Source organism: Mesorhizobium sp. CA4, assembly GCF_020165075.1.
In the GTDB taxonomy this organism is placed as follows: domain Bacteria; phylum Pseudomonadota; class Alphaproteobacteria; order Rhizobiales; family Rhizobiaceae; genus Mesorhizobium.
Map to the genome: position 1 here is coordinate 1 of NZ_JAIUHK010000061.1, position 24176 is coordinate 24176.

Here is a 24176-nt window from a genome sequence, read left to right on the forward strand (position 1 = left end):
CCGCCCTTCGCGGCGGATTCGATCATGGAAGCGGCGGATGCCGGTATAAAACTGTGCGTCTGCATCACCGACGGCATCCCCTCGCAGGACATGATGCAGGTCAAGCGCTATATGCGCCGCTACCGCTTCGAGGACCGCATGCGGCTGGTCGGCCCGAACTGCGCCGGCGTCATCACGCCCGGACAGGCGCTGATGGGCATCATGCCGGGCAGCATCTATCTGCCCGGACGCGTCGGCATCGTCGGCCGTTCCGGCACGCTGGGCTACGAGGCTGCCTCGCAGATGAAGGCGCTGGGTATCGGCGTGTCGACCAGCGTCGGCATCGGCGGCGATCCGATCAACGGCTCGTCCTTCAAGGACATCCTTCAGCTCTTCGAGCGCGACGACGACACCGACGCCGTGGTGATGATCGGCGAGATCGGCGGCCCGCAGGAAGCCGAAGCCGCGATCTGGGCGCGCGACAATATGAGGAAGCCGCTGATCGCTTACGTCGCCGGCCTCTCCGCCCCGAAGGGCCGCCGCATGGGCCATGCCGGCGCCATCATCTCCGCCTTCGGCGAGTCGGCGCAGGAGAAGGTCGAGATACTGCGCGGCGCCGGGGTCACGATTGTGCCCACCCCGGCAGCTTTCGGCTCCACCATCGCTGACGTGCTGGAACAGAGGCTGAGGGCGGCTTGAGCCTGCGCCAAGGCCGCGTCAAGGTGTCGCGTCCAAACTGCCAGCATCGCGAACCGCCGGAGTCGTCCGGCGGTTTCGCACATGTGATTGTGCAAAGTTGAGAGGTTATGAATGAACCCGCGTGTGATGGTAACCCGCCGTTGGCCGGCCAAAGTGGAGAAGATTCTGACCGAACGATTCGACGCAGTGCTGAATGCCGACGATGTGCCGCTGACGACAGAGGATCTCGCGACGGCGTTCCAGACCTATGACGCAATTCTTCCCACTGTTAGCGATCGACTGCCCGCCTCAGTGTTTCCGTCCGACAGCTGCCGCACACGATTGCTCGCCAATTTCGGGGTCGGTTTCAGCCATATAGACGTGGCGGCTGCCCGCCAGTGCGATATTGCAGTGACGAATACACCGGGAGTGCTGACGGACTGCACTGCGGATATCGCGATGAGCCTCCTCCTGTCGGTTGCGCGCCGTGCCGGGGAGGGTGAGCGACAACTGCGCTCCGGCGGCTGGAAGGGGTGGTGCCCAACACATCTCATCGGCGCAAAGATCTCGGGCAAAAAGCTTGGGATCATTGGGATGGGACGCATCGGCAAAGCTATGGCGCGTCGAGCGCATTTCGGCTTCGGCATGGACGTCGTCTTTTATAACCGTTCCAGGGTTGAAGACGACGTTACCCGGTCAATGTCTGCCCGACAACTTCCATCCATCGAAGCGGTTCTGGCGGAGTCGGACTTCGTCTCGCTGCATTGCCCTGGTGGCGCCGACAATAAGCATCTGATCGACGAGGCCAGGCTTTCAGCCATGAAGCCTACCGCTTTCCTCATAAATACGGCGCGCGGAGATGTGATCGACGAGATCGCACTGATTCACGCACTCGACATGGGAACGATCGCCGGGGCCGGGCTTGATGTTTATGCCGAGGAACCGGCAGTGCCCCGCGGTCTGCTCGATCGAGAAAATGTCGTTCTGCTTCCCCACCTCGGCAGTGCGACCGCGGAAACGCGGGAGGCGATGGGCATGAAGGCGCTCGACAACGTCACCGCCTTCTTCGAGGGCAGACCCGCTCCGGATCGGGTGGTGTGAGGATGCTGCCCGGCCCTGCATCGGAATTGATGGATCTACGCAAACAGGCGATCGATCTGTTTCGGACGGGCATCGCTGCGGCCGAGCCCGGCCTCCAAGTTGCCGCTGCCCTGGAGAAGCGCGCCGACCGGTTCGAGAGGGCCGGACGTGTAATCCTTATCGCCTTCGGCAAAGCGGCTTGTGCGATGACGTCTGCGGCATTGCCGTTGATTGGCAGCAAGTTGCACAAGGCGATAGCTGTCACCAATGCCGAAAACGCCGTAGCGATTGGCGGTGTCGAAGTTATAGTCGCTGGGCACCCGCTGCCGGATCAAGAGAGCCTCAAGGCCGGTTGTGTCGTGGAGACTCTTGCTCGGTCTGCGGGACCTGGCGACCTCGTTCTGGTCCTCGTCAGCGGTGGCGGCTCGGCACTTTTGTGCGCTCCTGCGGCGGGACTCTCGCTGGCTGAAAAGATCGCGCTGAACGACGCGCTCATCCGATCTGGGGCTGACATTCGGGAGATCAATACTGTCAGGCAGTATTTTTCGCGACTGAAGGGTGGGCGCCTGGCACAATTGGCATCGAGGGCCGACATCCTGGCCCTCATAGTTTCCGACGTGCCGGGCGATGACGTTCGCCTGGTGGCCAGTGGCCCAACGGCCTCACCCTATGCCTCTGCTGCCCGGGCACTTGATGTGCTTTCGACGTACAGTGTCAGTTCGAGATTCAAGGAAGCTCTTATTCCCACTGATGTATGCATCTCAGAAACAATGTGCGATCGCGTCGAGAATGTGGTGGTCGTATCTAACCGCATCAGTCTTGAACGCCTGACGGCCAAGGCCTTGCAATGCGGCATTCGTGTGCTCAAGGCCTCGGACTGGTTGTCCGGCAATGTTGGTAATGCTGCCCGCGAGCTCCACGGCCTCGCACTCGAACATGCTTGCCATCAAGGACCGCTTGCAATTGTCGCCGGTGGTGAGCCGACGGTCGAGGTCTCGGGCACTGGCAAGGGCGGACGCAATCAGGAGCTGGCGCTCCGGTTCGCGCTTGCAAACGAAGCAAAGGCGATCCACCGCAGGTGGGTATTTCTAAGCGGCGGTACAGACGGGCGTGACGGGCCTACTGATGCGGCCGGAGGTATCGTCGATGCAGGGTCGATTTCCTGGATGCGGGATTTTGGCGAGGACCCGGACATTCTACTTCGCAACAATGATTCTTACGCGGCCCTAGCAACTTCAGGAGACTTGCTGATGACAGGCGCTACCGGCACCAACGTCGCTGACCTGCAGATACTTTTAATGCGGTAACATTCGTCGCACCTCCGCGCTTGCGGTTGCACCAGCCCCCCAAGCGCTTGCAGCAGTTGGATCTAGAGCGTTTCACCGCTCGATAGAATCGGAAGGGATTCCCGCTCGGTTGGATTTGTGATTCAAGATGCTGGCTGGATTGGAGGCCAGCATCAGATGGTTCGACCTCTTTCCGATAATCTTCGCGAGCGGGTTGTAGCGGCAGTTTTGAGCGGCGAGAGGCGCCGGTCGGCCGCCAAGCGGTTCGGCATTTCGGTTTCGGCGGCGGTGAAGTTGTTGCAGCGCCATCAGGCAACCGGCTCGGTGGCGCCGGGCAAGATGGGTGGCCACCGTAGGCGGGTTCTGGAACCGCATCGAGCCTTCATCGTGGAGCGGATCAACCAGACCTCTGATCTGTCGCTGCATCGGCTGAAGGACGAGTTGGCCGCTCGCGGGGTCAAGGTCTCGCACAATGCGGTGTGGCAGTTCCTGCGCCGCGAAGGCCTGAGCTTTAAAAAAACGCTGTTCGCCCTTGAGCAGGCACGCGCCGATGTTGCCCGCAGGCGCCAGCGATGGCGATCCTGGCAGGCCGGCCTCGATCCGCAGTGCCTGGTCTTCATCGATGAGACCTGGATCAAGACCAACATGGCTCCCCTGCGCGGCTGGGGGCCGAAGGGCAAGCGGCTGCGCGGCCTGGCTCCACATGGCCACTGGCGCACGCTGACTTTCCTCGGCGCGCTGCGCTGTGATCGGCTCGCGGCACCTTGCGTCTTCGACGGACCGATCAACGGCCAATGCTTCCGCGCCTATGTCGAACAGCAGCTCATCACCGTGCTGAACCCGGCGACATCGTCGTCATGGACAATCTGGGAAGCCATAAGTCCGCTGCCATCAGGCAGATGATCAAGGCCGCTGGCGCCAGGCTCTGGTACCTGCCGCCCTACTCACCGGACCCTCAATCCGATCGAGCAGGCCTTCGCCAAGATCAAGCACTGGATGCGCCAGGCTCAGAAACGCACCGTCGAGGACACTTGGCGCCACATCGGCCACCTCGTCGCAACCATCGAGGCAACCGAATGCAAGAACTACTTCGAAAACGCCGGATACGCTTTCGTCAAAACATGAAAGACTCTAGTCTTATCCATCATTGTAAATACTGAGAAAATCCCGCCAACCTGCTTTTCGATCCTGGGCTTCGCCGGAACATGCTCCGGCCCGCGCGTTAAACGCCAACCACAAGCGCTCCGCCGGTCAGGCCGGCTCCAGCCGCTGTGAGTAGCAATTTCTCGCCAGGCTGAAAGGGATCGGCACGGGACGCGACCGACAGTGACAACGGAATCGTTGCGGCTGACGAATTGCCGTATTCGGCGATGGTTTTGACCATCCGCTCATCGGCAATGCCGAGCGACTTGCCGACCGCGTTGAAGATGCGGGCGTTCGCCTGGTGCGGCACGAAACGGGCGACTTCCGACGCCGAAAGACTGGCCGCAGCCAACGCTTCCGTGGAACAGCGGCTCATCATCTCGACAGCCCTGGCGAAGACTTCACGGCCATTCGCGATGGTCATACGGGTTTCGGCGACGTCGATCTCTTCCGCGAAGGGACGGTTGCTGCCGCCCGCCGGAACGTGGATCAGGCCGTAAGCCGAACCGTCCGAGGCAAATGAGGAGCCGAGGATGCCGTGGCCGGGATCGCTGGACGGGGCGAGCACGACCGCGCCCGCAGCATCGGCGAACAGCACGGCGCTAGCCCGCTCGGCCGGGTTGATCCGGCGGCTCAGTATGTTGGCTGCAATGACGACGGCCGGCTTGTTGTGCAGGCGCACGAAGCCGTCGGCGAAGGTCATGGCATAGATGAATCCGGCGCAGGCGCCCGCCAGGTCGACCCCGCCGGCCTTTTCGAGGCCGAGCCTGTGCGCCACCAACGGCGCGCTCGGCGGCAGCAGATGGTCAGGCGTCGAAGTCGCCAGAAGCAGCAGGCCGATCTCGTTGCGGTCGACGCCAGCGGCCCGCAGCGCTATGTCGCCCGCCTTTGCTGCCAGTCCGGACAGCGTGTCGCCGGGTTCCGCGCAGAAACGCGAGCGAATGCCGGTTCGCCCCTCGATCCAGCCGGCCTCCAGCCCCAGGCTTGCCTCGATTTCGGCATTGCCGACCTTTCGAGCCGGCACGTGATGGCCAAGGCCTATGATGCGCGCCGTGCGGTTCATCTTTTGCCGCCCGCAAGCCCGGCCGCCTCGTCTATTGTCGCGTAGAGACGGTCGAGCTCGCCCGACGTCACGCAATAGGGCGGCAGCGCATAGATAACGTTGCCAAGGGGTCTCACCAGTAATCCGCGCTCGAGGCAGAAGGCGCGCAGTTTCGGGCCGACCTCCGCGAGATAGCCGGCGTTGCCGACACTGAGGTCGAGGGCGGCGATGGTGCCGGTCGTGCGCACATTCTCGAAACGCGGGTCCTGGCTGAATTGTGCAACCTTTTCCGCCTGTATCTGCGACAGGACGGCGACGTGTTCCGCCACGGGTTCGTTACGCCACATGCCGACATTCGCCAGTGCGGCCGCGCAGGCGATCGGGTTCGCCGTGTACGAGCTAGAATGAAAGAACGTCCTGGCCCGATCCTGGGAATAATGTGCACGAAAAATCGCGTCGGTGGCGAGCGTCGCCGCGAGCGGCAATGAGCCGCCGGTCAGCCCCTTGGACGTGCACAATATGTCGGGCGCGATCGCAGCCTGCTCGCAGGCGAACATGGTGCCGGTGCGGCCCCAGCCGGTCATGACTTCGTCGGCGATAAAAAGCGTTTCGGAGCGCTCGGCAATGCGCTTGAGTTCGGCGAGAACTGAAGCCGGGTACATCAGCATACCGCCGGCGCCGAGCACCAGCGGCTCGACAATCAATGCGGCAACCTCTCGGTCGCGCGCCAGCCGTTCGAAGGCATCGAGCGTTTCCTGCTCGCGGCCGGCGGCAGGGAAGGGGATGGTGTCGACCTCAAACAGCAGAGGCTCGTAAGCGGCGTTGAAAACGCCGCGCGCCCCGACGCTCATCGTGCCGATGGTGTCGCCGTGATAGCTGTGCTCCATGACGACGATGCGCGAGCGCGGCGTGCCGTTGTTGCGGTGAAAGCCGAGCGCCATTTTCAGCGCCACCTCGACGCTGGTCGAGCCGCTGTCGGAGAAGAAGACCCAGTCGAGGCCCGCTGGTGTCATTTCGACCAGCGCTGAAGCCAATCGCTCGGCCGGCTCGTGGCTGAGGCCGGCGAAGATCACCTGGTCGAGTGTTTCGGTGGCGTTGCGGATCGCCTCCACGATCTTCGGATGGCGGTGGCCGTGGGTGATGACCCACCAGGAGGAGATCGCATCGAGGATGCGCTTGCCTTCCCGCGTCTCGACGTAGGCGCCTTCGGTGCGCGCGATCATCGGCGGCGCCGGCTCGGTAGCATGTTGGGTGAAGGGATGCCAGACAGCGGAGCGGCTCATGCTCGGATCTCCATGAAGTCGGCGATTTTAAATGCGGCCTGCATAGCCGCGGAAAGCACCTCAGGCGTCAGTGGGTCGAGACGCGGCAGGCGGCCAAGCATACGTACGTTGCCCATTTCGGCGATCGTCCTTTGCGTATCGGCCATCTCGTCGCCGATGAAGGCGATGCCAAGCAAAGGGATGGAGCGGACACGCAAAGCCTCGACCGAAAGCAGGGTGTGGTTGATCGTGCCGAGGCCGGTGCGGGCGCAAAGAATGACCGGTAGTTGCCATTCCCGGAAAATATCGATGAACCTTGTCTGCCGATTGAGCGGCACCATCAGCCCGCCGGCTCCTTCGATGATGAGCGGGCCAGGCAACTCCGATAGCGAGAGCTTCGCAGCCTCGATCGCGACGCCGTCGATTTCGGCAGACCGATGCGGCGATAAAGGGGTTTTCAGACGGTAGACTTCCGGCAGGACGCGCCCCGAAGGTAGGCCAGAAAGCCGGGCAACGACTTCGCTGTCGGTCTCCTCGTCGAGACCCGACTGAACCGGCTTCCAGTAGAAGCCGTCGAGCAAGCCCGCAAGACCGGCCGCAAACACAGTTTTGCCGATTCCGGTGTCGGTGCCGGTCACGATGAAGCGCGCCGTCATTGCCTGCGCGCCCATTCCTCGGAAAGCGCATCGAACAGCGCCGAGACGTCGTCCTCGCCGACATTCAGCGTCAGCGAGATCCTGAGCCTTGCCGTGCCTTCTGGTACCGTCGGCGGGCGGATGCCGCGCACATCGAAGCCGCGCGCTTGCAAAGCCTGCGCCAGAGTCATGGTGCGGGCATTGTCGCCGACGACGACCGGCAGGATCTGCGAACCGCTCACAGGCAAGCCAAGCTCCTCGGCTCTCTTGCCTGCAAGCGCGGCCAGCCCTGCCAGCCGTTCGCGGCGCTCGGGCTCGTCAGCGACGATGTCGAGCGCCGTTGCCGCCGCCACGGCCATCAGCGGCGAGGGCGCGGTGGCGTAGATGAACGGGCGGCAGCGGTTGACGAGATAGTCGCATAGCGCCGCCGGCGCGGTAACCAGCGCGCCGGATGCGCCAAGCGCCTTGCCGCAGGTGTGCAGCACAACGACGTTGTCGCGGCCTTCGAGGTCGTGCGCGAAACCGCGCCCATCCGGGCCGTAGACGCCGGTGGCATGCGCCTCGTCGACAAACAGGAATGCGTCGTGGCGGTCCGCGACCGCGATCAGTTCAGCGATCGGAGCCCGGTCACCATCCATGCTGTAGAGGCTCTCGACCACGATCCAGGGTCGGCCGGTCCCACCCAATGCCCGCCAGGCTACGATGGCGTCGTCCACAGCGCCCGCATCATTGTGCGCAACTACCACGGCTTCTGCGCGGGTGACCCCCGCGCCCTCATGCGCGCTGGAATGGATGAGCTCGTCCAGCACGACCAGATCGCCCTTCTGGGGCAAAGTCGTGAGCACCGCGAAATTGGCGATGTAGCCGCCGCCGAAAAACAGCGCGCGCTCAGCTCCGAAAAACTCGGCCGCCTTGGCTTCGAGCGCCTCGTGCTCGGGATCGTTGCCGCGCAGCAGCCGCGAGCCCGTCGCCCCGACGGGCGTGCCAGCAGCGAGCGCCGCTGCGACCGCCTCCGCTATTCGCTTCGAGCGCGCCAAGCCCAGATAGTCGTTGGAGGCGAAGTCGAGACCCGAGCGGGGGCCCAAGGTCCGCAATCGGCCCTTGCGGGCCAGCCCACGCAGGCTGGCGTCGTAACGCTCGAGCAAAGCTCGCCCGTTCACTCCCGCTCCATCGGCTTGATGCCCAGCCGGCGGAACAGCGCACTGTCCTTATCCTCGCCCGGATTCTCGGCGGTCAGCAATGTGTCACCGACAAAGATCGAGTTGGCGCCGGCGAAGAAGCACAGCGCCTGCATCTCGTCACTCATCGCCGTGCGGCCGGCCGAGAGCCGCACATGCGACGCCGGCATCATGATGCGGGCGAGCGCGATGGTGCGCACGAATTCGATCGGTTCGATGGAGGCGGCCTCGCCAAGCGGCGTGCCCTCGATCGGGATAAGCATATTGATCGGCACGCTGTCGGGCGGCTCCGGCAGGTTGGCCAAAGTCACCAGCATGTCGATGCGGTCGGCCTTTTCCTCGCCCATGCCGACGATGCCGCCGCAGCAGACCTTGATGCCGCTGTCGCGGACGTTGGCCAGCGTGTCGAGCCGGTCGGCGAAGGTCCGGGTCGAGATGATCTCGCTGTAGTAGCGCTCGGAGGTGTCGATGTTGTGGTTGTAATAATCGAGGCCGGCCTGCTTGAGCCGCTGCGCCTGATCTAAGTCGAGCATGCCGAGCGTCATACAGGTCTCCATGCCGAGCGCCTTCACGCCCTCGACCATGGCGACCACCGCATCCATGTCGCGCTCCTTGGGGCTGCGCCATGCGGCCCCCATGCAATAGCGCGTGGCGCCGGCGTCGCGCGCCTTCCTGGCCTCGGCGATGACGCGCTGAACCTCCATCAGCTTCGAGGCCTTGAGGCCTGACTGATGATGCGAGGACTGGCTGCAATAGCCGCAATCCTCGGGACAGCCACCAGTCTTGATCGAAAGCAGGCGCGACAGCTGCACCCTGTTGGGATCGAAATTCTCGCGTTGGATCGTCTGGGCTCGGAAGAGCAGGTCGTTGAAGGGCAGGTCGTAAACTGCCTGTGCCGTATCCCGGTCCCAATGTGGGAAGCTTGGGTTGATCGCCCCAACGGTCTTGTCCAAATGTGGCTGCGGGTTCATTCCACCTCCGCTTCGAGGGTTCCACTGGCGGCCACCAATTGGAGTGCCCGCCGGGGCCAATTCTATTTGGCAACAAGCGCGGGTATTGGGAGCGGCTTGTTAGCGACGTCGAGTATCGAAAAGCTGTAGCATCCGGCTGCATCGCGCTCGACGGAGTAGGTCAGGCGGTCGACGACGCGATTGTTCTTGTCGAAAGTCAGTACGCGCGGCTTGAGCGCGGTCAACTCCCTCTCGTGCACGTAGACCGAGTTGCAGATGATGACCTGATCGCCCGGCTGGCAGGTGCGGGCCGCGGCGCCATTAAGGATGCAACAGCGCGATCCGCGCTCGCCGAGTATGACATAGGTCGAGATCCGGGCGCCGGAGTGTTTGTTCCAGATCTCGACGAATTCCATCGGCAGGACGCCCGCCTCCTCGCAATGGTCGGGATCGAGCGTGATCGAGCCATGGTAGTCGAGGTTAGCCTCGGTGACATGGATGCCGTGCAGCTTGCCGGAAACGATTTTACGCATTTCTCTTCCTCCAGAACGGCTTGCAATCCTGTGCCACCTGTGTGTCGCGTGCTCGGTCGTCCTCGCCGCCTATCGCGTGGGTTTCTTCGCTCTGAGCGTATGAACGCTCCCTTCTGATCTCGTCACAGGATTGGGTGAAGGCGGCGTCCAGTAGGCAACCGAGGGTTTCCAGTCCGTGAGAGGCAGCCATCTGGCGCAGTTCGTCGAGCCGGCAGACGATAAAGCCAAGTGCTTCCATGCGGTCTTTTGTTTGCTCCTGGCCTGTTGCGCCGTCCTCGCCAGTCGAACTGTTTGGTCGTGCAGCTAGCAGGCTTGCGTCGGCGGTCGACGGAACTGACGACGTGCTGGCGCAAGTTAGTTTGCGGCCAAAGGAGTTCCTGCGATTCCGGTTCATGTCCTCTCCCTCAGTTCAGATGCCTGCTGCAATTCCGGTCGGCGGGCATATCGAGGCCGATGTCGAGGATGGGAGCGCTGTGGGTGAGCCAGCCGACCGAGATAAGGTCGACGCCGGTCGCCGCAATTGCCGGAGCCGTTTTCGGTGTCACCCGACCCGACGCCTCGGTGATAGTCCGGCCGCCGACCATCGCCACGGCCTGGGCGAGGTCCTGGAGGGACATGTTGTCGAAGAGCACCGCGTCGACTCCAGCCTTGAGCGCCATCTCGAGCTGGTTCAGCGTGTCGACTTCGACCTCGATCTTCACCATATGGCCAACCGCGCCGCGCGCGCGCTCGATTGCGGTGCGGATGTCGCCGGCAACGGCGATGTGGTTGTCCTTGATGAGCACGGCGTCGTCGAGCGCGAAGCGGTGATTGGCGCCGCCGCCTGCGCGCACCGCATATTTTTCCAAGGCACGCAGGCCGGGTGTCGTCTTTCGCGTGCATACGATCTTTGCATTATGGCCGCGCACCGCGTTTACGAGCGCCGCTGTAGCCGTTGCAATGCCGCTTAGCTTGCACAGGAAATTGAGCGCCGTCCGCTCGGCCGTTAGCAGGCTGCGCGCCGGCCCGTTCACAATCGCAATGGTTTCTCCGGCCGACACTTTGCCGCCCTCGGGACACCGCAACTGCATGTTGATTCCGGGATCGACCAGCAGGAAGGCAAACATGACCAGATCGAGCCCGGCAACAACGCCGGCGTGCCTGGCATTCAGCGCAAATGTGGCTTTTCGATCGGCCGGGATGATTGAGTCGCTGGTGATGTCGCCGGCTCTGCCCAGATCTTCCAGAAGGGCACTGCGCACAATCGGTTCCATGATGATCTGGGGAAGCGGTGAAAGTGAAGTCATATTTAACGGCTCCGTTCGGCTGCTTGCCAGTTGAGCGCGACGGCAGTCTCGAAGGCGCTGCAGAGCGTCAGCCGAGAGGGGAGGGCGCTAGCCTCGCGCGTTGGGAAATCGGATCGAAAATGCGATCCACGGCTCTCCTGGCGCCGAAGGGCGGCGGTCGCGATCAGCAGTGCCACAAGGGCCGGGTCGGCCGCCGCCGTCTCGCCAACGGCGATCGGCAACAGTGTCGCAACTGCTGCGCGCAGAGCGGTTCCGTGGCGGATAATACCCAGCGCATTGGAGACGAGTTGGCGAATGGAAGAAGGGTCCGGACGCACCGGAACGGTTTCGGGAAGCCTTGGCCACTGCCAGCCGGAGTATGTGCCGGCGACACTTGCCGCCACCCAGGCGGCGGTCGCAACGGCTTCGGTCAGAGAGTTGCTGGCCAGCCGGTTGGCGCCGTGCAGCCCGGTGCACGCGACCTCGCCACAGGCCCAGAGCCCGCCAACGGAACTACGCCCCTCGACGTCGACGGCCACTCCGCCCATGTGATAGTGGGCCGCAGGACGCACCGGGATCGGCTCCACGGCCGGATCGATACCGGCCTGCTTGCAAGCTGCGTCGATCGCCGGGAAGCGCTTGACGAATTTCGGGCCGAGGCAGCGCCGGGCGTCGAGATAGACGCGGCGGCCGGCGGCGAGTTCGTACGAGATCGCCCGCGCAACAACATCGCGCGAAGCAAGTTCGGCACCTGGCGTATCGGCAAGGAAACGATGGCCCTGATCGTCCACCAGCACAGCACCTTCACCACGCACCGCTTCGCTTAAGAGCGGCATCGGTCGACGCGGGTTATCGAGGGCCGTCGGATGGAATTGCACGAATTCCAGATCGGCGAGCTCCGCGCCGGCGCAGGCGGCAAGCGCAAGGCCATGGCCATAAGAGGAAAGCGGATTCGTCGTATCGCTAAAGAGTCCGCCAATCCCGCCGGTTGCAAGGACCACACGACGGGTCGGGAATGCGACCACGCCTGAATGCTGGACGGCCAGCAAGCCCACAGTGCCACCTTCGGCGACAACGAGGCGAAGGGCTGTGATGCCTTCCATGATCCTGATCGAGCGTGTCCGGCGCGCGACGGCGAGCAGCACACGAAACAGCTCCCGGCCGGTGGCATCGCCGGCGGCATGCACGATGCGGCGGCGCGAATGCGCCGCCTCCAGGCCGAGCCGCAGCTTGCTGTTGAACGACCGGTCGAACGGGACACCGAGACGAATGAGGTTGTAGATGGCTTGAGGCACAGCCTCAACGACGCGCTTGGCTATCGCTTCATTGCAAAGCCCATCGCCGGCGGCAAGCGTATCCGCCAGATGCAGTTCAGGGCTGTCGTCCTCCCCCAGACTCGCTGCAAGCCCGCCTTGGGCAAGTGTGCTTGAGGCGTCCGTCCCGAGCGGCGACCTGGACAAAAGAACGACTGGCTGCGGCGCCAGATGAAGCGCCGTCATCAGGCCGGCGATGCCTGCGCCTATGATGACCGGAGCCCCATCGATGTCCTGGATGTCTGGCGTCATACGAAAAGCATGCGCTCGACTGCCCAACGAGCTCGCTCGGCAACAGCTGGATCGATCGTGACGACGTGACGGTTCTCCTCGAGTGCGGCGCGAATGTTGGCGAGCGTGATGCGCTTCATGTGCGGGCAGAGATTGCAGGGGCGCACGAAATCGACGTCGGGATGCTCGACGGCGACGTTGTCGCTCATCGAACATTCCGTCATCAGTACCACACGCGCCGGCTTGTGCCGTCCGACATAGTCGGACATCGCCGCGGTCGAGCCCGCGAAATCCGCTGCCGCGACAACCTCCGGCGGGCACTCGGGATGGGCAAGCACGGTGATGCCGGGGTGCCCCTGGCGCAGCTCGCTTATGTCGGCGGGGCTGAAGCGCTCATGGACTTCGCAATGCCCCTTCCAGGCGATAATCTGGACGTCGGTCTGGGCGGCGATGTTCTGCGCCAGATACTCGTCCGGCAGCATGATCACTCGTGGCGCGCCGAGGGATTCCACGATCGCCAGCGCGTTGCCCGAGGTGCAGCAGATGTCAGATTCTGCTTTCACTGCGGCGGCGGTGTTGACGTAGGTCACGACCGGCACGCCGGGATAGCGTTGCCGCATCAAGCGCACGTCGGACGCGGTGATGGAGTCGGCCAGCGAGCAGCCGGCGCCGGGATCCGGGATGAGCACAGTCTTGCCCGGATTGAGGAGCTTGGCCGTTTCGGCCATGAAATGCACGCCGGCCAGCACGATGACGTCCGCGTCGACCGTCATTGCCTTGCGGGCGAGCGCCAGGCTGTCGCCGACTATGTCGGCCACGCAATGGAATATCTCGGGCGTCTGGTAGTTATGCGCCAGGATGACGGCATTGCGCTTTCGCTTCAGCGCGAGAATGGCTTCGATGTCGTCGGCAAAGGCAGGCCATTCGATCGGCGGAATCACCCGCCGGACCCGCTCATAGAGGGACGCGGTCGTAGGTAACGCGCCGATCATCCGCGCCTCCGCTTATATTCCGAGTGACGATAAGCCGGATATATCTACGTTGACTATAAGGGTGTCAAGACCGCGTCAGCGGCAATTTTGTCCCAACAACGGCCCGTTCATCGAGAACGGCATGGCGGAAGCGATAAAGCTTTGCTGGCCGGCCGCCCGTATCGAGAGACGTATCGCCGGTCTCCTCAACTAGCTCTTGCTGCTCGACCAGCCTGCGGAAGTTCGGCTTGTTGATGAGCCTCCCAGCCAAGGCTTCCACGGCCCGCTGCAGCTGGAGCAGCGTGAAGGTCGGGCGCATGAGTTCGAACACAACCGGCCGGTATTTGATCTTGGAGCGCAGACGCGCAATGCCCGTCGCCAGGATCCGGCGATGGTCGGCAACCATGGCTCTGCCCGAAACGGAAGCGGCAGGGACGGACTTCCGATCTCCCCCAGCCTCTTCGACGAGCGCGGCTTCATAGAGCAGTTCGTAGCGCTGGAGCGCGAGCTCCTCGTTCCAGGGACGGTCATCAAAGGCAAAGGCGATCGCGGCGCGCTGGCGGCGCTCGCGCCGTGCCGCGGCGTTCTCGGCGCTCTTCGCCCAGGCAAGCAGGCGCGGCCGCAACAAGCCAAGGGCTTCCGGCGCGCCGGAGCGGTGATCCTCCCACGGAAAATACTCGTACCAGCTACCCCAGTGCGACTTGCGCGGCGCGGCAATAGCTTCCTGCCGGGTCAGCGCCAGGTAGCTGATAGAGATGTTGCGCTGCTCGCTCTTTGCGCCGATCCGGTCACGATCGGCAAAGGTGTAGAGTTGCTCGATATAGCCCAGCGGATGACCAGTCTGCTGTTCGACCCAGTCCCTTAAGCCCGACTGCAGCGATCGGTGACTGAACTCGAAGGGGCCGGAAGGAAGGGAACCCCGCTGCCCGACGGTAAGAACGCAAGGCTCGCGGTCGCTGACGGCAGCGACCACGGCGATCAGATCCACGTTGATCGCGCGTCTCTTGCGGGACGTAATCGATTTTCTAAGTCCTGTTGCCTGGTCGTGCATGGTCTCGAACGGGGTGAAGCTCTGCCTAAACCGATTTAAACAAAATTGACCGATGCGGGGCCGCGCGTCAACCGCGTTCCCTTGCGGCCGCTTTGGTCGTCGCATTTGCATAAAACGATGCCAAACGCGACACCCGCCACGGGTAACGCGGAGGAAGGAAGCAACTATCGATGGAGCCGCTGACACAAAGGCCGATCGCCTCGCCCGTCAGCAAAGCGTCGAGATGGTTCTTCAACGCCCAACCGTCGAACCTGGGGACGGAACATGGGCAGTGTGAAATCGTACGCGGCCATTATCAACCAAAACAGCGACCGCCGAACTGATGACGATTCAGCGAGCCGCCATCGTTAGTAGCTGCTCTCTGCCACAAGCTGCGCCAATTCGGTGAGATAGGGGTGTGATGGGGAAAAGCGCGGCATCAGGTCACGCCCCAGGGCAGCGGTGGCGAGCGAGGAAAGCGCGAACAAAATCGTGCTCTGGATCAGTTCGCTTCAGATGCCGCCCATGCAGAGATATTTCATTTCCAGGTAGTCCTCGAGCCCGTGGCGGGAACCCTCGCGCCCTATGCCGGATTGCTTTATGCCGCCGAAGGGCGCGGCTTCGGAGGACATGCGGCCGGTGTTGATGCCAACCATGCCATATTCCAGGGCCTCGGCCACACGCCAGACACGCTTCAGGTTCGAGGCATGAAATAGGCGGCTAGGCCGTAGATCGTGTCATTTGCCTCGTGCACGACCTGATCCGGATCATCGAAGCAAATAATCGGAGCCAACGGCCCGAATGTCTCGTCCTGCGCAATCGTCATCTCTCTGGAGACTTGGGTGAGGACCGTGGGTTGGAAGAGTGTGCCATCCTTGCCAATGCGTGTGCCACCGCAGCGAATTGCACCACCCTTTGCAACGGCGTCGGCGATATGGATTCGATCTTGGCCAGGGCATATCTGTCAATCAACGGCCCGATGGCAACGTCGGGATCGAAACCGTCACCAACATGAAGTTGGCGAACCCGTTTCACGAATTTTTCGACAAATTGATCGTGAACGCCCGATTGGACATAAAGGCGATTTGCGGAAACACAGGTCTGGCCGGCATTGCGGAACTTCGCCTGGATCGCACCCTCGACCGCAGCGTCGACATCGGCATCGTCAAAGACGATGAACGGTGCATTTCCTCCTAGCTCCAGGCTGACCTTCTTGATCTGATCGGAGCGAGCCGCCCGACCTCGGTCGACCCGGTGAAGCTAATCTTGCGGACCTTCACTTTGGCGCAGAGTTCACGGCCGACCGCGTCGCCTTCTGAAGCGTAGACCAGATTGACGACGCCTTCGGGGAAGCCAGCCTCGTGGGCGAGGGCGAACATTGCGCCCGCCACGTGCGGTGTTTGTCGGCATCGCATCGGTGCCATGGGGCGTTTTCGTAGAGTGAGCCTCAATGGGCGTTGGCCCTGTTGAGCGAGATGAGGCGTATGAATGATCGGACCCAGGGGCGAGGCTCCTGCCACAACGGCGATCGCCGGATCTACCCCGTCGCATGTGGGCGCGACATTAGAGCCGCTTCGGCATCCACGCTATGCATTGTTCGAGGCGTGCTAGTCGAGCCTTCTGCGAACGAAGCTCGTGACCAACGTTTTGCAGCTTGGATTTGCCTTTGGACGCGGCCGCATTATAAGTTCGCATTCAAGCCACACTATTCGATCTCGAATTTGCTGAGCCTCAGCCTGCCGTATATCTCTAATCCAACCTGGGCCGCGCATATTCAATGCTCACCATCCATGCAGAATGCGTAGCATCCGAAAACTAACGCCCGCAGATTCGAAAGCCTCGAATTTTAACCGTCGCTAAAATTCATCGCTCAGTCAGCTACTGGCCCGCCGTCGCGGCCTTGAACGGCGACGGATGGCCGTTCCTTCCCCTCAGCGTCAAAAATAAACTTCCTCTACCGCTTGCCGCCTCGCTGCTCACGTGACGGCCGACGCATCGTACCGGCTCTCGCGAAGAACGACGCACAGATCAAAGACTGTGTTGTTTTGGCCTGGGATTGGCAAACGTTTAGGCGCGACGGCAGCAGCAATCGCCGTGCGCGAAGCGCTCGCCCGAAACCATGTCCCTTCCGTTCAGATAAATCGCCGGCAGGCAGGCCCGACCGCGCCTGAATCGCGCCGGAGCGTAGCCGCAGGCGCACTGAAATCGGCATGGCCTACAAGGCCGAGCCGCTATCTGCCGCCGGCACCATTCGCTACTATGCCGAGGCCATCGACAGGTCTATGGCGAGATCGCGCCGACGGCCGACAATGTGCTGGGCTTAATCCAGAAGGAGCCGCTCGGCGTCGTCGGTATCATCGTGCCGTGGAACTTCCCGCTGATGATCGGCGCCTGGAAGATCGCGCCGGCCTTAGCCGCTGGCAATTCCATCGTCGTCAAGCCGCCGGAAATAGCGTCGCTGACTTTGCTGCGGCTGGCCGAGCTTGCTTCCGAAGCTGGTCTGCCGGAGGGCGTCTTCAATGTCGTCACGGTCGCGGCAAGGGAGCCGGCGAGGCTCTCGGCCTGGACATGGATGTTGACGCCATCGCCTTCACCGGCTCCGGTCCGGTTGGTCGCCGCCTGCTCGAATATTCCGCCCGCTCCAATCTCAAGCGCGTCTTCCTCGAGCTTGGCGGCAAGTCGCCCAACATCGTCTTTGCCGATGCGCCGGATTTGCATTAGGCGGCGGTAGTGTCGGCCAACGGCATCTTCCGCAATTCCGGACAGGTCTGCGTCGCCGGCTCGCGCCTGCTGGTCCAGGCCTCGGTCTATGACCGCTTCCTGGACGAACTGCTCAAGGCGACCACAAAGCTGAAGGTCGGCGATCCTCTCGATCTGCCGAGCGATGTCGGCGCGGTGTCGAGCGCCGAACAGCTGACCAAGAATCTCGGCTTTGTCGCCAAGGCCTCGGCGGAGGGCGCCCGCCTCCTCACCGGCGGCGAGCGCATCCTCACCGAGACCGGCGGCAGCTACATGGCGCCGACAATCTTCGAGAACGTGACCGAGACAATGGAGCTTGCACGCGAGGAAGTGTTCGGTCCGGTGCTTGGTGTCATGCGCTTCGACACTGAGGAAGAGGCGGTGCGGCTTGCCAATGCGACCGTCCAATGGCCTTGCGTCGGCGGTGTGGACCTCGAACCTGTCGAGAGCGCATCGCATGGTGCGCGCCATCAATGCCGGTGTCGTCCATGTCAACACCTATGGCGGCGCCGACGTCACCGTGCCGCTCGGCGGATTCAAGCAGTCCGGCTTCGGTCGCGACAAGTCGCTTCACGCCATCGAGAAATACACGAACCTCAAGACGGCGTGAATCAATCTCGGATCGTAGCTTCCAAACCACCTCCAGATTGTGCAGGACCCTGGCGTGCTCTGATTGGCGCATTTCATACCAAGACGCCGCGACGGCTAGGCAAGTGAGATCATTTTGGCGATGTGAGCGAAATCTCGTTCCGCGGCCTTACGATCATAATGAGGGCGATCCGGAACCGCATAGCCATGGTTTGCTCCGGGATGGATTTCGATCGCCAAATCGACCTTGTCCCGATCGAACGCGGCCCGGACTCTTTTGATCTTTTCAGGCGGCGTGTAGGGATCGCCAGACCCAAACCCGAAATAGAGGTCACCTCGAATGCTCTTCTTCATCGAGGCACGGGCCTTGGGTGCCTGCGGCAACATGTCTGTACCATGAAGACAAGCCATCACGCGAAAGTCGTCCGCGTAGCGTTCTGCCACACGAAGAACGTGCCTCGCTCCCATACAGAAACCGACGGCGACGAAGGACGTCGCCCTAGGTGCGAAGTCCTTCTTTAAGCAACGCAGCATCGCACCCGTGGAGGAAACGACATCTTCGTCCGACAGCTTGTCACCTAGCCCCAGAAGGCGATTTTCAGATTCCTTGGCGACCATATCCGGCAAATCATCGGTCGTCCCGATCCTATATCCGAAAGCCTCATAGAAGTTGGGCACTACCACTGTCACACCAAGTTCGGCGATAGTCCTGGCAATCGTCACCATGGATTTTCGCACTCCCCAAATATCGGGAAAGACCACTACCAGCGGCCTCGGATTGGTGGTGTCGGGGGCAGCCAGAACAATTTCAAAAGGGCATTGCAGAAGCGAAACGTTGATCATGAAGTCCGCGCTGTGGTAGTTTGGATATGATGTTCGCCGGTTATGCGAACCACCACCGTTCGTGGTTCTTCTCGCCATCCATTGGAAAGTCGCTGCCCACCACCGCGCCGGTCTGGATTCTTGAGTCGACCGCGCAGATCACGTTCGCGAACATCGGGATGACGGTTCCGCCGTCATCCCGCAGTATTTCTTGCAAGTCCGCATACAAGCCCGCGCGCTTGTTGTTGTCGAGTTCACTTCGTGCCGCAGCGAGAAGCTGGTCAAACCGCACGTTCTTCCAATTCGTATCGTTGGCGCTTGCATCGCTCGCGTAGACCTCGGACAGGATCCAGTCTGCTGTCGTCCGGCCGGTCCAGAAGCAGGCGCTCCACGGCTTGTGGCGCCACACGGACCCCCAATAGCCATCGTTGGGTTCTCGCACGACTTTGATCTTTATGCCCGCTTTCTCGGCATGGATCTGATAAAGCTGAGCTGCATCAATAGCCCCAGCAAAGGCCGCATCGGCAGCATGGAGATCAAGCGAAATATCGCCTAAACCTGCCTTCTTCATATGGAACTTCGCCTTATCGGGGTCGTAGACGGTTTGAGCGAGTTCCTTCGCAAAGAAGGGCTGGTTTCTTCCGATGGGATGGTCGTTGCCGACGTAACCGTGTCCACGCAGGATCTTCTTGACCATCTCATCGCGATTGACGCCGAACTTGAGCGCCTGCCGAAGGTCCGCGTTATCGAACGGACTGACATTCGTGAGCATTGGGAACGTGTAGTGGGTGTTCCCCGACACTTCGATGATCTTCAGCGTGGAGAGCTTGGACGCCGCCGCAAGGACCCTGAAGTCTGGTGATTCGATCGCATCCACCCGTCCCGACTGGAGCGCTGAAAACCTTGCCGCATCATCCGGTACGTTGAGGGTCTCGACCTCGTCGAAATAGGGCTTGCCCGGCTTGAAGTAGTTTGGGTTACGCTTGGTCGTCGCCCTGACGCCAGCCTGCCAGGAAGTGAGTATGTAAGGCCCAGTTCCGATGCCTTTGTCCCAAGCGGCGCCCGTTGTCCCTTCTGGCCCCACGGCCAATTTGAAGAAGGCCAGCACGTAAGGGAAATCGACGTTCGGTCCCTTGAGGCTGATGCGCACGGTGTCTCCGCCATCGGCCTTGATATCGGTCACCGATGACATGATGCCCACGGCTTGCGACTTCGTGCCGGGGCCTCGATGTTGGTTCAAGCTGTAGATGACGTCCTCGGGCGTCAGCGACTTGCCGTTGTGAAATTCGACGCCCTTCCTGAGTTTGAATAACCACTGCGCGCCCCCCGCTGCCGGCTCGAAACTTTCAGCAAGCTCGCCGATCAATTCGCCTGTCGGAGAAACTTCGGTAAGCGTGCTTCTTATCTGGGTGCTGACGTTCCAGGGGTGGCTATCGGTCAACTGCCCCGGCCAAAGCGAGTCGGAAGTTGCCCCGCCTTTAAGAGCCTGGCGAAACTTGCCGCCTCTTTTCGGTTCCGCCGCCCGGGCCTTTGATCCGATCAAGTTTGACGTTGCGGCCGCCAGGCCGAGGGCGCCGGCAGCCTTGATGAAGTCGCGCCGACTTCCCATGCTATCGCGCGAGAACTTCGTATGCGTGATCATGCTTTCCTCCCAGATTGCCGGGCGCGCAGTCGAGTAGTCGACTAGCCGACCGACACAGTCGTTTTAAGTATCCCGATTTTTTCCACTTCAAGCTCGACCACATCCCCCGCCTTGAGAGGCGGCAGACCCTGCTCGAGCAGGCAGCCCCCGCCAAGCGTCCCTGAGCCAATGATGTCTCCTGGAAGCAGGGTTTCATCCCTTGAGATGAACTCGATGATTGTGTCCCAACGCCAGTGCGCGTCGCCGGTTTTTCCCCTTGCGAGCTCGGTTCCGTTCAAGCGCGCCGACATGGTCAAACAGTATGGATCACCGATCTCATCCAGCGTGACCAGGGCAGGACCTATTACGGTTCCGGTGTTGAAGTCCTTGCCCTTGGCAGGCCCAAGGCCCACTGCCATCTCGACCTTCTGAAGGTCACGAGCGCTGAAGTCATTGTAGATGACGAAGCCAGCGATGTGGCTCATTGCGTCGGCAGCCTTGATGGAACTTCCGCGGCGGCCAATGACTGCGGCATATTCCAGCTCGAAGTCGAGCCAGCTGCTTTGCGACGGGCAAAGAACGACGCCATCGGGGCCGGATATCGATGTCGGCGCCACCTTATAGTAGGCAGGTATTTGGTACCATTCCTCGGGGACCGTTCGCCCGATCGCTTTGTAACCGTTCGTGACATGCTGTTCGAAAGCCATGCAGTCTCGGACCGTTCGAGGTCGCGGCACTGGAGCAAGCAGTTGCACCTGCGGCGTCGGCCAGACAACCCTTGCTCCGTCCTGCAAGGTATCGCCCGGGGCGCGAGCAGCCCATTCAAGAGCCTGCCGTGCGGCTTTCATGCTTACGGACCCACCTTCGAGGAAGGCGGTCATATCAGTCGGCACCAAGGCCGCCGCCATACGGTCAATGCCAACCATGTCGACCGCATCGTTCTCTAGAAGCCAGCCGCGATACGCCAGTTGAAGATCAACGACGGCGTCGCCCTGAACTGCGCCAAGTCGTTCAGCTCGGCCAAGTGGGGTGGAGATGGCATACGTGACAAGCTTCATGAATTCTCGTCCCGTTGGCGAAAGAGGTTTGCAAGGTTGATTGAGTGTTGCTTTTCAAGCCGGGAATAATCTTCCGCGGTGGCGACCTTGACGGGCAGGGGTATCCCGTAGAGTTCTCCGGCGAGCAGGGAGGCGATCGCAATTTGCGGGTCCGGGCGCCGCACCACGATGGCGGCAGGGCCAAACCCGCGCCTGACCGCATCGATCAGGATCGATGCACCACTCGAAGAGCCGTGGGTGCCTGGCAAGATCATGACTTTTCCAGCTATGGACTGCCCCCGCTGCGGGTGAGCTCCATCCGTGATGGTGCCGTCCTGAGGATCCAGGCCGCCCCAGAGGTTGATCGGCTTTTCGAGGACTACGACGGGGAGAGTGTCTGCGGTCATGGGTCAGTTCCACGCATGCCGGTCCAAGGATACGCGGCCACGAACTGCCGATTCGATGCATTCCCTGGTGGTGCCAAGGCATGCGTTGACCTTCAACGTGTTGGGCGCGCGAAATGCCCATTTCGAGGAATTGGACATCAGCAACCCCGGCGCTTCGTCGAGCATTCCGGGGATATAGGAACAGGTATCGACGATGATTTCCGCGCCGGCTTGCGTGATGAGGTTTTCAAGCTTTTCGTCACGGAGCTTGCGTAGCGTGTGCCTGTTGGTGGTGATTATCAGTCGGACGTTCCCTGAGACCTTGCGACCATCGAGCAGGTCTATCACCTCCCGAAACTCGGCGAGGCTCATATGCGGAGTGCCGAGGCAGACTGCTGTCAGTTGGGCTGACCGGTCCCCCAGCAACTGGTTGCGGAGAATTGCGATCTGCTTGGCGTCAATCGAGACGCGTTCCTCAGGCTCTGCTCCGCCGAACGCCTCCTCGCAGCTCGCGGCTTCCGGTGTCAGGCCCACCGCATGAAACATGGCAAGGCCGCTGACCACCGACGCCGCTGCACCGAAGTGTCGTAGGCTGTTGCTGTTCGTCGCCTTGGGCATGCCTAGCAAGACCGGGATCCGATCCTTAGCGGCGCAGCCAACGGCAAGGCCCAGAAGATTGCACCAGACCTGCAACTCGAAGCGATCTTCGGGCGCGCCGAGAACCTCCACCAGCAAGCTGCCGTGTCTGTTTTCATCCCGATGCAGGCCGAAATTCGGGACGCGACCCGTTATCGCTGCACTGATGTCGATGAACTCGCCGTACTTGTTGGTTCTGGCGCCAAGCACCGAGTTTGCATACATCACGGCGTTCGATTCCGCCCAGGCAATCTGGTCACCCCGTTTGGGCACCGACGGCAAATCGTAGGGAGCGCAAGTGAACGTCGGTCGACAGCCCAAGGCCGTGTAAAGGTGCATCAGCCGAGCCCCGTCTGCGCATTCGGCAGAGAATGAAGAATAACGCCGACTCAGCAGGTCCGGGCACCCATTGTTGAACAGGCACGCCGGAGGAGCGGTAGAGTTCAACGTGGTGGTCACGCTGACTCGCGCTTCGGCCGCGGCAAGCTTTTCGGCGAAATCGAGGCTGGGCTGACCATTGTAGAAGCAGCCAGTTATGTGCGCTGAAGAGACATCGATCAGGTTCGGCGCATCGAGAGACTCAGCCATTCCGACGACAAGCTTCATGGCCAGGGCGGCGCCATCGCCGTTTTGGCCGTCCAGCGTCCTGAGATCGTGATCCGTCAAAGCTACCATGGCGCTCGCCTGCTGTTGCTTCAGGCTGGGGCGGTTCTTTGCAAACCACAAACGATATCTTATTGAAGGGACTTAAACGGAAATTTGTCGACCGCACATGAAGAGACTGCCCGGGCTAACAACGCTCTATGTGTTCGAATGCGCGGCTCGCCATTTGAATTTCTCCAGGGCGGCGGCGGAGTTGAATGTTACGCCCGCTGCCGTGAGCAACCAGATCCGCCAACTTGAAAAGGAGATCGGCTCGACGCTTTTTGAACGCAATGCCCGATCGCTGAAGCTTACCGAGAACGGAGAGTTGCTTCTTGTCAGCGCTCAGGACGCCTTCATGCTGCTGCGGCGTGCTACAAACTGGATTGGCGAGGCGAAGCGCCGAACCTTGAGCCTCACCACTTCGCCCTCCTTTGCCACAAAATGGCTGGTCCCCCGTTTAGGCGCGTTCTGTCTCCAGCATCCGGAGATAGAACTAAGGCTGGACGTATCTGATCAGAACGTTCCGCTAAGTGAAAAAGGCCCTCACTTGTCCGTCAGATTCGGCGCAGTTCCGCCTGACGGACTGCATGCCGAACAACTCTTTGACGAATGGATATCGCCCGTTTGCGCGCCGAGCGTGCTGGATGCCAACCCCGAGCTTTCCGACCCGCAGAGCTTGAAGACGCAGCATCTTATCCATGTCGACTGGCGTGGCAAAAACGATGCTTGGCCGGACTGGCACTCCTGGTTGCTTGCCGCGGGTGTACATGATGTGGATGTCAAGCGCGGGCTGCACGTTTCGCAAACCTATCTCGCGCTTGAGGCTGCTATTCAGGGCCAGGGGATCGTTCTGGGAAACTCAACCCTTGTTGGGGACGACATCAAGGCTGGCCGCCTGGTCCACCTGTATCCGCATTCGCTGAGCCTCTCCTCGAGGTTCGCTTATCGATTGCTGACGCCACCGACGATCCTCGATCGACCGGTCGTCCGGTCGTTCCGGACGTGGCTGCTGGATGAAGTCAGAGCTGCAAAGGGTGCCCGCTGATGCTGCGCTAGACGTCATGTTCCGAGGCGGAGATCGGTGGCCCGCCCTTTCGTGCGATTAAAAGACGAGGGTTGCTCGGAT

The 24176-nt window shown here is 61.7% G+C and carries 20 protein-coding genes and 3 pseudogenes; 6 read left to right on the forward strand and 17 right to left on the reverse strand.

What is annotated here, in order from left to right; all coding sequences use genetic code 11:
* From LB528_RS29100 to LB528_RS29115, 4 genes and pseudogenes are all read left to right on the forward strand, one after another.
* Positions 1-678: succinate--CoA ligase subunit alpha (locus LB528_RS29100; protein WP_224717172.1), on the forward strand; the 678-nt coding region annotated here is incomplete at its 5' end.
* Positions 679-789: 111 nt separating this feature from the next.
* The gene (locus LB528_RS29105) at positions 790-1758 is read left to right on the forward strand and encodes a 2-hydroxyacid dehydrogenase (RefSeq protein WP_224518616.1); all 969 of its coding nucleotides are present in this window, start codon (positions 790-792) and stop codon (positions 1756-1758) included.
* A 2-nt stretch (positions 1759-1760) separates the two neighbouring features.
* A complete protein-coding gene (locus LB528_RS29110; RefSeq protein WP_224518615.1) occupies positions 1761-3044 on the forward strand; it encodes a glycerate kinase in 1284 nt (427 codons plus the stop codon).
* Positions 3045-3182: 138 nt separating this feature from the next.
* Positions 3183-4148: pseudogene (locus LB528_RS29115) on the forward strand (IS630 family transposase).
* A 97-nt stretch (positions 4149-4245) separates the two neighbouring features.
* Here LB528_RS29115 and LB528_RS29120 read toward each other — a convergent pair.
* From LB528_RS29120 to LB528_RS29175, 12 genes and pseudogenes are all read right to left on the reverse strand, one after another.
* Positions 4246-5229, reverse strand: a complete 984-nt coding sequence (locus LB528_RS29120; RefSeq protein WP_224518555.1) for a beta-ketoacyl-ACP synthase III — start codon at positions 5227-5229, stop codon at positions 4246-4248.
* Complete coding sequence (locus LB528_RS29125; RefSeq protein ID WP_224518554.1) at positions 5226-6491, reverse strand: adenosylmethionine--8-amino-7-oxononanoate transaminase; 1266 nt, start codon at positions 6489-6491, stop codon at positions 5226-5228. The genes LB528_RS29120 and LB528_RS29125 overlap by 4 nt, the downstream gene beginning before the upstream one ends.
* Entirely contained in the window at positions 6488-7126 is a 639-nt protein-coding gene (gene bioD / locus LB528_RS29130; protein ID WP_224518553.1) for a dethiobiotin synthase, read from the reverse strand. The genes LB528_RS29125 and bioD overlap by 4 nt, the downstream gene beginning before the upstream one ends.
* A complete protein-coding gene (locus LB528_RS29135; RefSeq protein ID WP_224518552.1) occupies positions 7123-8265 on the reverse strand; it encodes an 8-amino-7-oxononanoate synthase in 1143 nt (380 codons plus the stop codon). Before LB528_RS29135 ends, bioD begins: the two co-directional genes overlap by 4 nt.
* On the reverse strand, positions 8262-9254 hold the full coding sequence (gene bioB, locus LB528_RS29140; RefSeq protein WP_224518551.1) for a biotin synthase BioB: 993 nt from the start codon (positions 9252-9254) through the stop codon (positions 8262-8264). The genes LB528_RS29135 and bioB overlap by 4 nt, the downstream gene beginning before the upstream one ends.
* Before the next feature lie 62 nt (positions 9255-9316).
* A complete protein-coding gene (panD, locus tag LB528_RS29145; protein ID WP_224518550.1) occupies positions 9317-9766 on the reverse strand; it encodes an aspartate 1-decarboxylase in 450 nt (149 codons plus the stop codon).
* Positions 9759-10160 carry a hypothetical protein gene (locus tag LB528_RS29150; protein WP_224518549.1) on the reverse strand — a complete coding sequence of 134 codons (402 nt, stop codon included), beginning with the start codon at positions 10158-10160 and terminating at the stop codon, positions 9759-9761. The genes panD and LB528_RS29150 overlap by 8 nt, the downstream gene beginning before the upstream one ends.
* A 10-nt stretch (positions 10161-10170) precedes the next feature.
* Positions 10171-11052 carry a carboxylating nicotinate-nucleotide diphosphorylase gene (gene nadC, locus LB528_RS29155; protein WP_224518548.1) on the reverse strand — a complete coding sequence of 294 codons (882 nt, stop codon included), beginning with the start codon at positions 11050-11052 and terminating at the stop codon, positions 10171-10173.
* A gap of 2 nt (positions 11053-11054) precedes the next feature.
* A complete protein-coding gene (locus LB528_RS29160) occupies positions 11055-12596 on the reverse strand; it encodes an L-aspartate oxidase (protein WP_224518547.1) in 1542 nt (513 codons plus the stop codon).
* On the reverse strand, positions 12593-13567 hold the full coding sequence (gene nadA / locus LB528_RS29165; RefSeq protein WP_224518546.1) for a quinolinate synthase NadA: 975 nt from the start codon (positions 13565-13567) through the stop codon (positions 12593-12595). The genes LB528_RS29160 and nadA overlap by 4 nt, the downstream gene beginning before the upstream one ends.
* A gap of 64 nt (positions 13568-13631) precedes the next feature.
* Positions 13632-14597: an NUDIX hydrolase gene (locus tag LB528_RS29170; RefSeq protein ID WP_224518545.1), complete on the reverse strand. Its 966-nt coding sequence runs from the start codon at positions 14595-14597 to the stop codon at positions 13632-13634.
* 491 nt (positions 14598-15088) lie between these two features.
* Positions 15089-15979 (reverse strand): annotated as a pseudogene (locus LB528_RS29175) (aldehyde dehydrogenase family protein); the annotation flags it as partial.
* Positions 15980-16774: 795 nt separating this feature from the next.
* Here LB528_RS29175 and LB528_RS29180 point away from each other — a divergent pair.
* A pseudogene (locus LB528_RS29180) lies at positions 16775-17925 on the forward strand (aldehyde dehydrogenase family protein); the annotation flags it as partial.
* A gap of 95 nt (positions 17926-18020) precedes the next feature.
* Here the strand turns inward: LB528_RS29180 and LB528_RS29185 are convergent.
* The 5 genes from LB528_RS29185 to LB528_RS29205 are packed head-to-tail and all read right to left on the reverse strand — an operon-like array spanning position 18021 to position 23080.
* Positions 18021-18746, reverse strand: coding sequence for a dienelactone hydrolase family protein (locus LB528_RS29185; RefSeq protein WP_224518544.1), 726 nt, complete (start codon positions 18744-18746; stop codon positions 18021-18023).
* A 40-nt stretch (positions 18747-18786) separates the two neighbouring features.
* Entirely contained in the window at positions 18787-20367 is a 1581-nt protein-coding gene (locus LB528_RS29190; RefSeq protein ID WP_224518543.1) for an ABC transporter substrate-binding protein, read from the reverse strand.
* Positions 20368-20408: 41 nt separating this feature from the next.
* Positions 20409-21404 (reverse strand): fumarylacetoacetate hydrolase family protein, encoded by a 996-nt coding sequence (locus LB528_RS29195; RefSeq protein ID WP_224518542.1) that lies wholly within the window; start codon positions 21402-21404, stop codon positions 20409-20411.
* Positions 21401-21790 (reverse strand): aconitase X swivel domain-containing protein, encoded by a 390-nt coding sequence (locus LB528_RS29200; protein ID WP_224518541.1) that lies wholly within the window; start codon positions 21788-21790, stop codon positions 21401-21403. Before LB528_RS29200 ends, LB528_RS29195 begins: the two co-directional genes overlap by 4 nt.
* A gap of 3 nt (positions 21791-21793) precedes the next feature.
* Positions 21794-23080 carry an aconitase X gene (locus LB528_RS29205; RefSeq protein ID WP_224518540.1) on the reverse strand — a complete coding sequence of 429 codons (1287 nt, stop codon included), beginning with the start codon at positions 23078-23080 and terminating at the stop codon, positions 21794-21796.
* 97 nt (positions 23081-23177) lie between these two features.
* Here LB528_RS29205 and gcvA point away from each other — a divergent pair, with 97 nt between their 5' ends.
* A complete protein-coding gene (gene gcvA / locus LB528_RS29210) occupies positions 23178-24095 on the forward strand; it encodes a transcriptional regulator GcvA (RefSeq protein WP_224518539.1) in 918 nt (305 codons plus the stop codon).
* Positions 24096-24176: the final 81 nt, after the last annotated feature.

Excerpts from the sequence above, each read along its gene's own strand:
- LB528_RS29125 (WP_224518554.1), bottom strand. The coding sequence starts at position 6,491 with ATGAGCCGCTCCGCTGTCTGGCATCCCTTCACCCAACATGCTACCGAG.
- LB528_RS29110 (WP_224518615.1), top strand. The coding sequence starts at position 1,761 with ATGCTGCCCGGCCCTGCATCGGAATTGATGGATCTACGCAAACAGGCG.
- LB528_RS29200 (WP_224518541.1), bottom strand. The coding sequence starts at position 21,790 with ATGACCGCAGACACTCTCCCCGTCGTAGTCCTCGAAAAGCCGATCAAC.
- gcvA (WP_224518539.1), top strand. The coding sequence starts at position 23,178 with ATGAAGAGACTGCCCGGGCTAACAACGCTCTATGTGTTCGAATGCGCG.
- LB528_RS29190 (WP_224518543.1), bottom strand. The coding sequence starts at position 20,367 with ATGATCACGCATACGAAGTTCTCGCGCGATAGCATGGGAAGTCGGCGC.
- LB528_RS29160 (WP_224518547.1), bottom strand. The coding sequence starts at position 12,596 with ATGACGCCAGACATCCAGGACATCGATGGGGCTCCGGTCATCATAGGC.
- LB528_RS29120 (WP_224518555.1), bottom strand. The coding sequence starts at position 5,229 with ATGAACCGCACGGCGCGCATCATAGGCCTTGGCCATCACGTGCCGGCT.
- LB528_RS29105 (WP_224518616.1), top strand. The coding sequence starts at position 790 with ATGAACCCGCGTGTGATGGTAACCCGCCGTTGGCCGGCCAAAGTGGAG.
- nadA (WP_224518546.1), bottom strand. The coding sequence starts at position 13,567 with ATGATCGGCGCGTTACCTACGACCGCGTCCCTCTATGAGCGGGTCCGG.
- LB528_RS29170 (WP_224518545.1), bottom strand. The coding sequence starts at position 14,597 with ATGCACGACCAGGCAACAGGACTTAGAAAATCGATTACGTCCCGCAAG.
- panD (WP_224518550.1), bottom strand. The coding sequence starts at position 9,766 with ATGCGTAAAATCGTTTCCGGCAAGCTGCACGGCATCCATGTCACCGAG.
- bioB (WP_224518551.1), bottom strand. The coding sequence starts at position 9,254 with ATGAACCCGCAGCCACATTTGGACAAGACCGTTGGGGCGATCAACCCA.
- nadC (WP_224518548.1), bottom strand. The coding sequence starts at position 11,052 with ATGACTTCACTTTCACCGCTTCCCCAGATCATCATGGAACCGATTGTG.
- LB528_RS29150 (WP_224518549.1), bottom strand. The coding sequence starts at position 10,160 with ATGAACCGGAATCGCAGGAACTCCTTTGGCCGCAAACTAACTTGCGCC.
- bioD (WP_224518553.1), bottom strand. The coding sequence starts at position 7,126 with ATGACGGCGCGCTTCATCGTGACCGGCACCGACACCGGAATCGGCAAA.
- LB528_RS29195 (WP_224518542.1), bottom strand. The coding sequence starts at position 21,404 with ATGAAGCTTGTCACGTATGCCATCTCCACCCCACTTGGCCGAGCTGAA.
- LB528_RS29185 (WP_224518544.1), bottom strand. The coding sequence starts at position 18,746 with ATGATCAACGTTTCGCTTCTGCAATGCCCTTTTGAAATTGTTCTGGCT.
- LB528_RS29205 (WP_224518540.1), bottom strand. The coding sequence starts at position 23,080 with ATGGTAGCTTTGACGGATCACGATCTCAGGACGCTGGACGGCCAAAAC.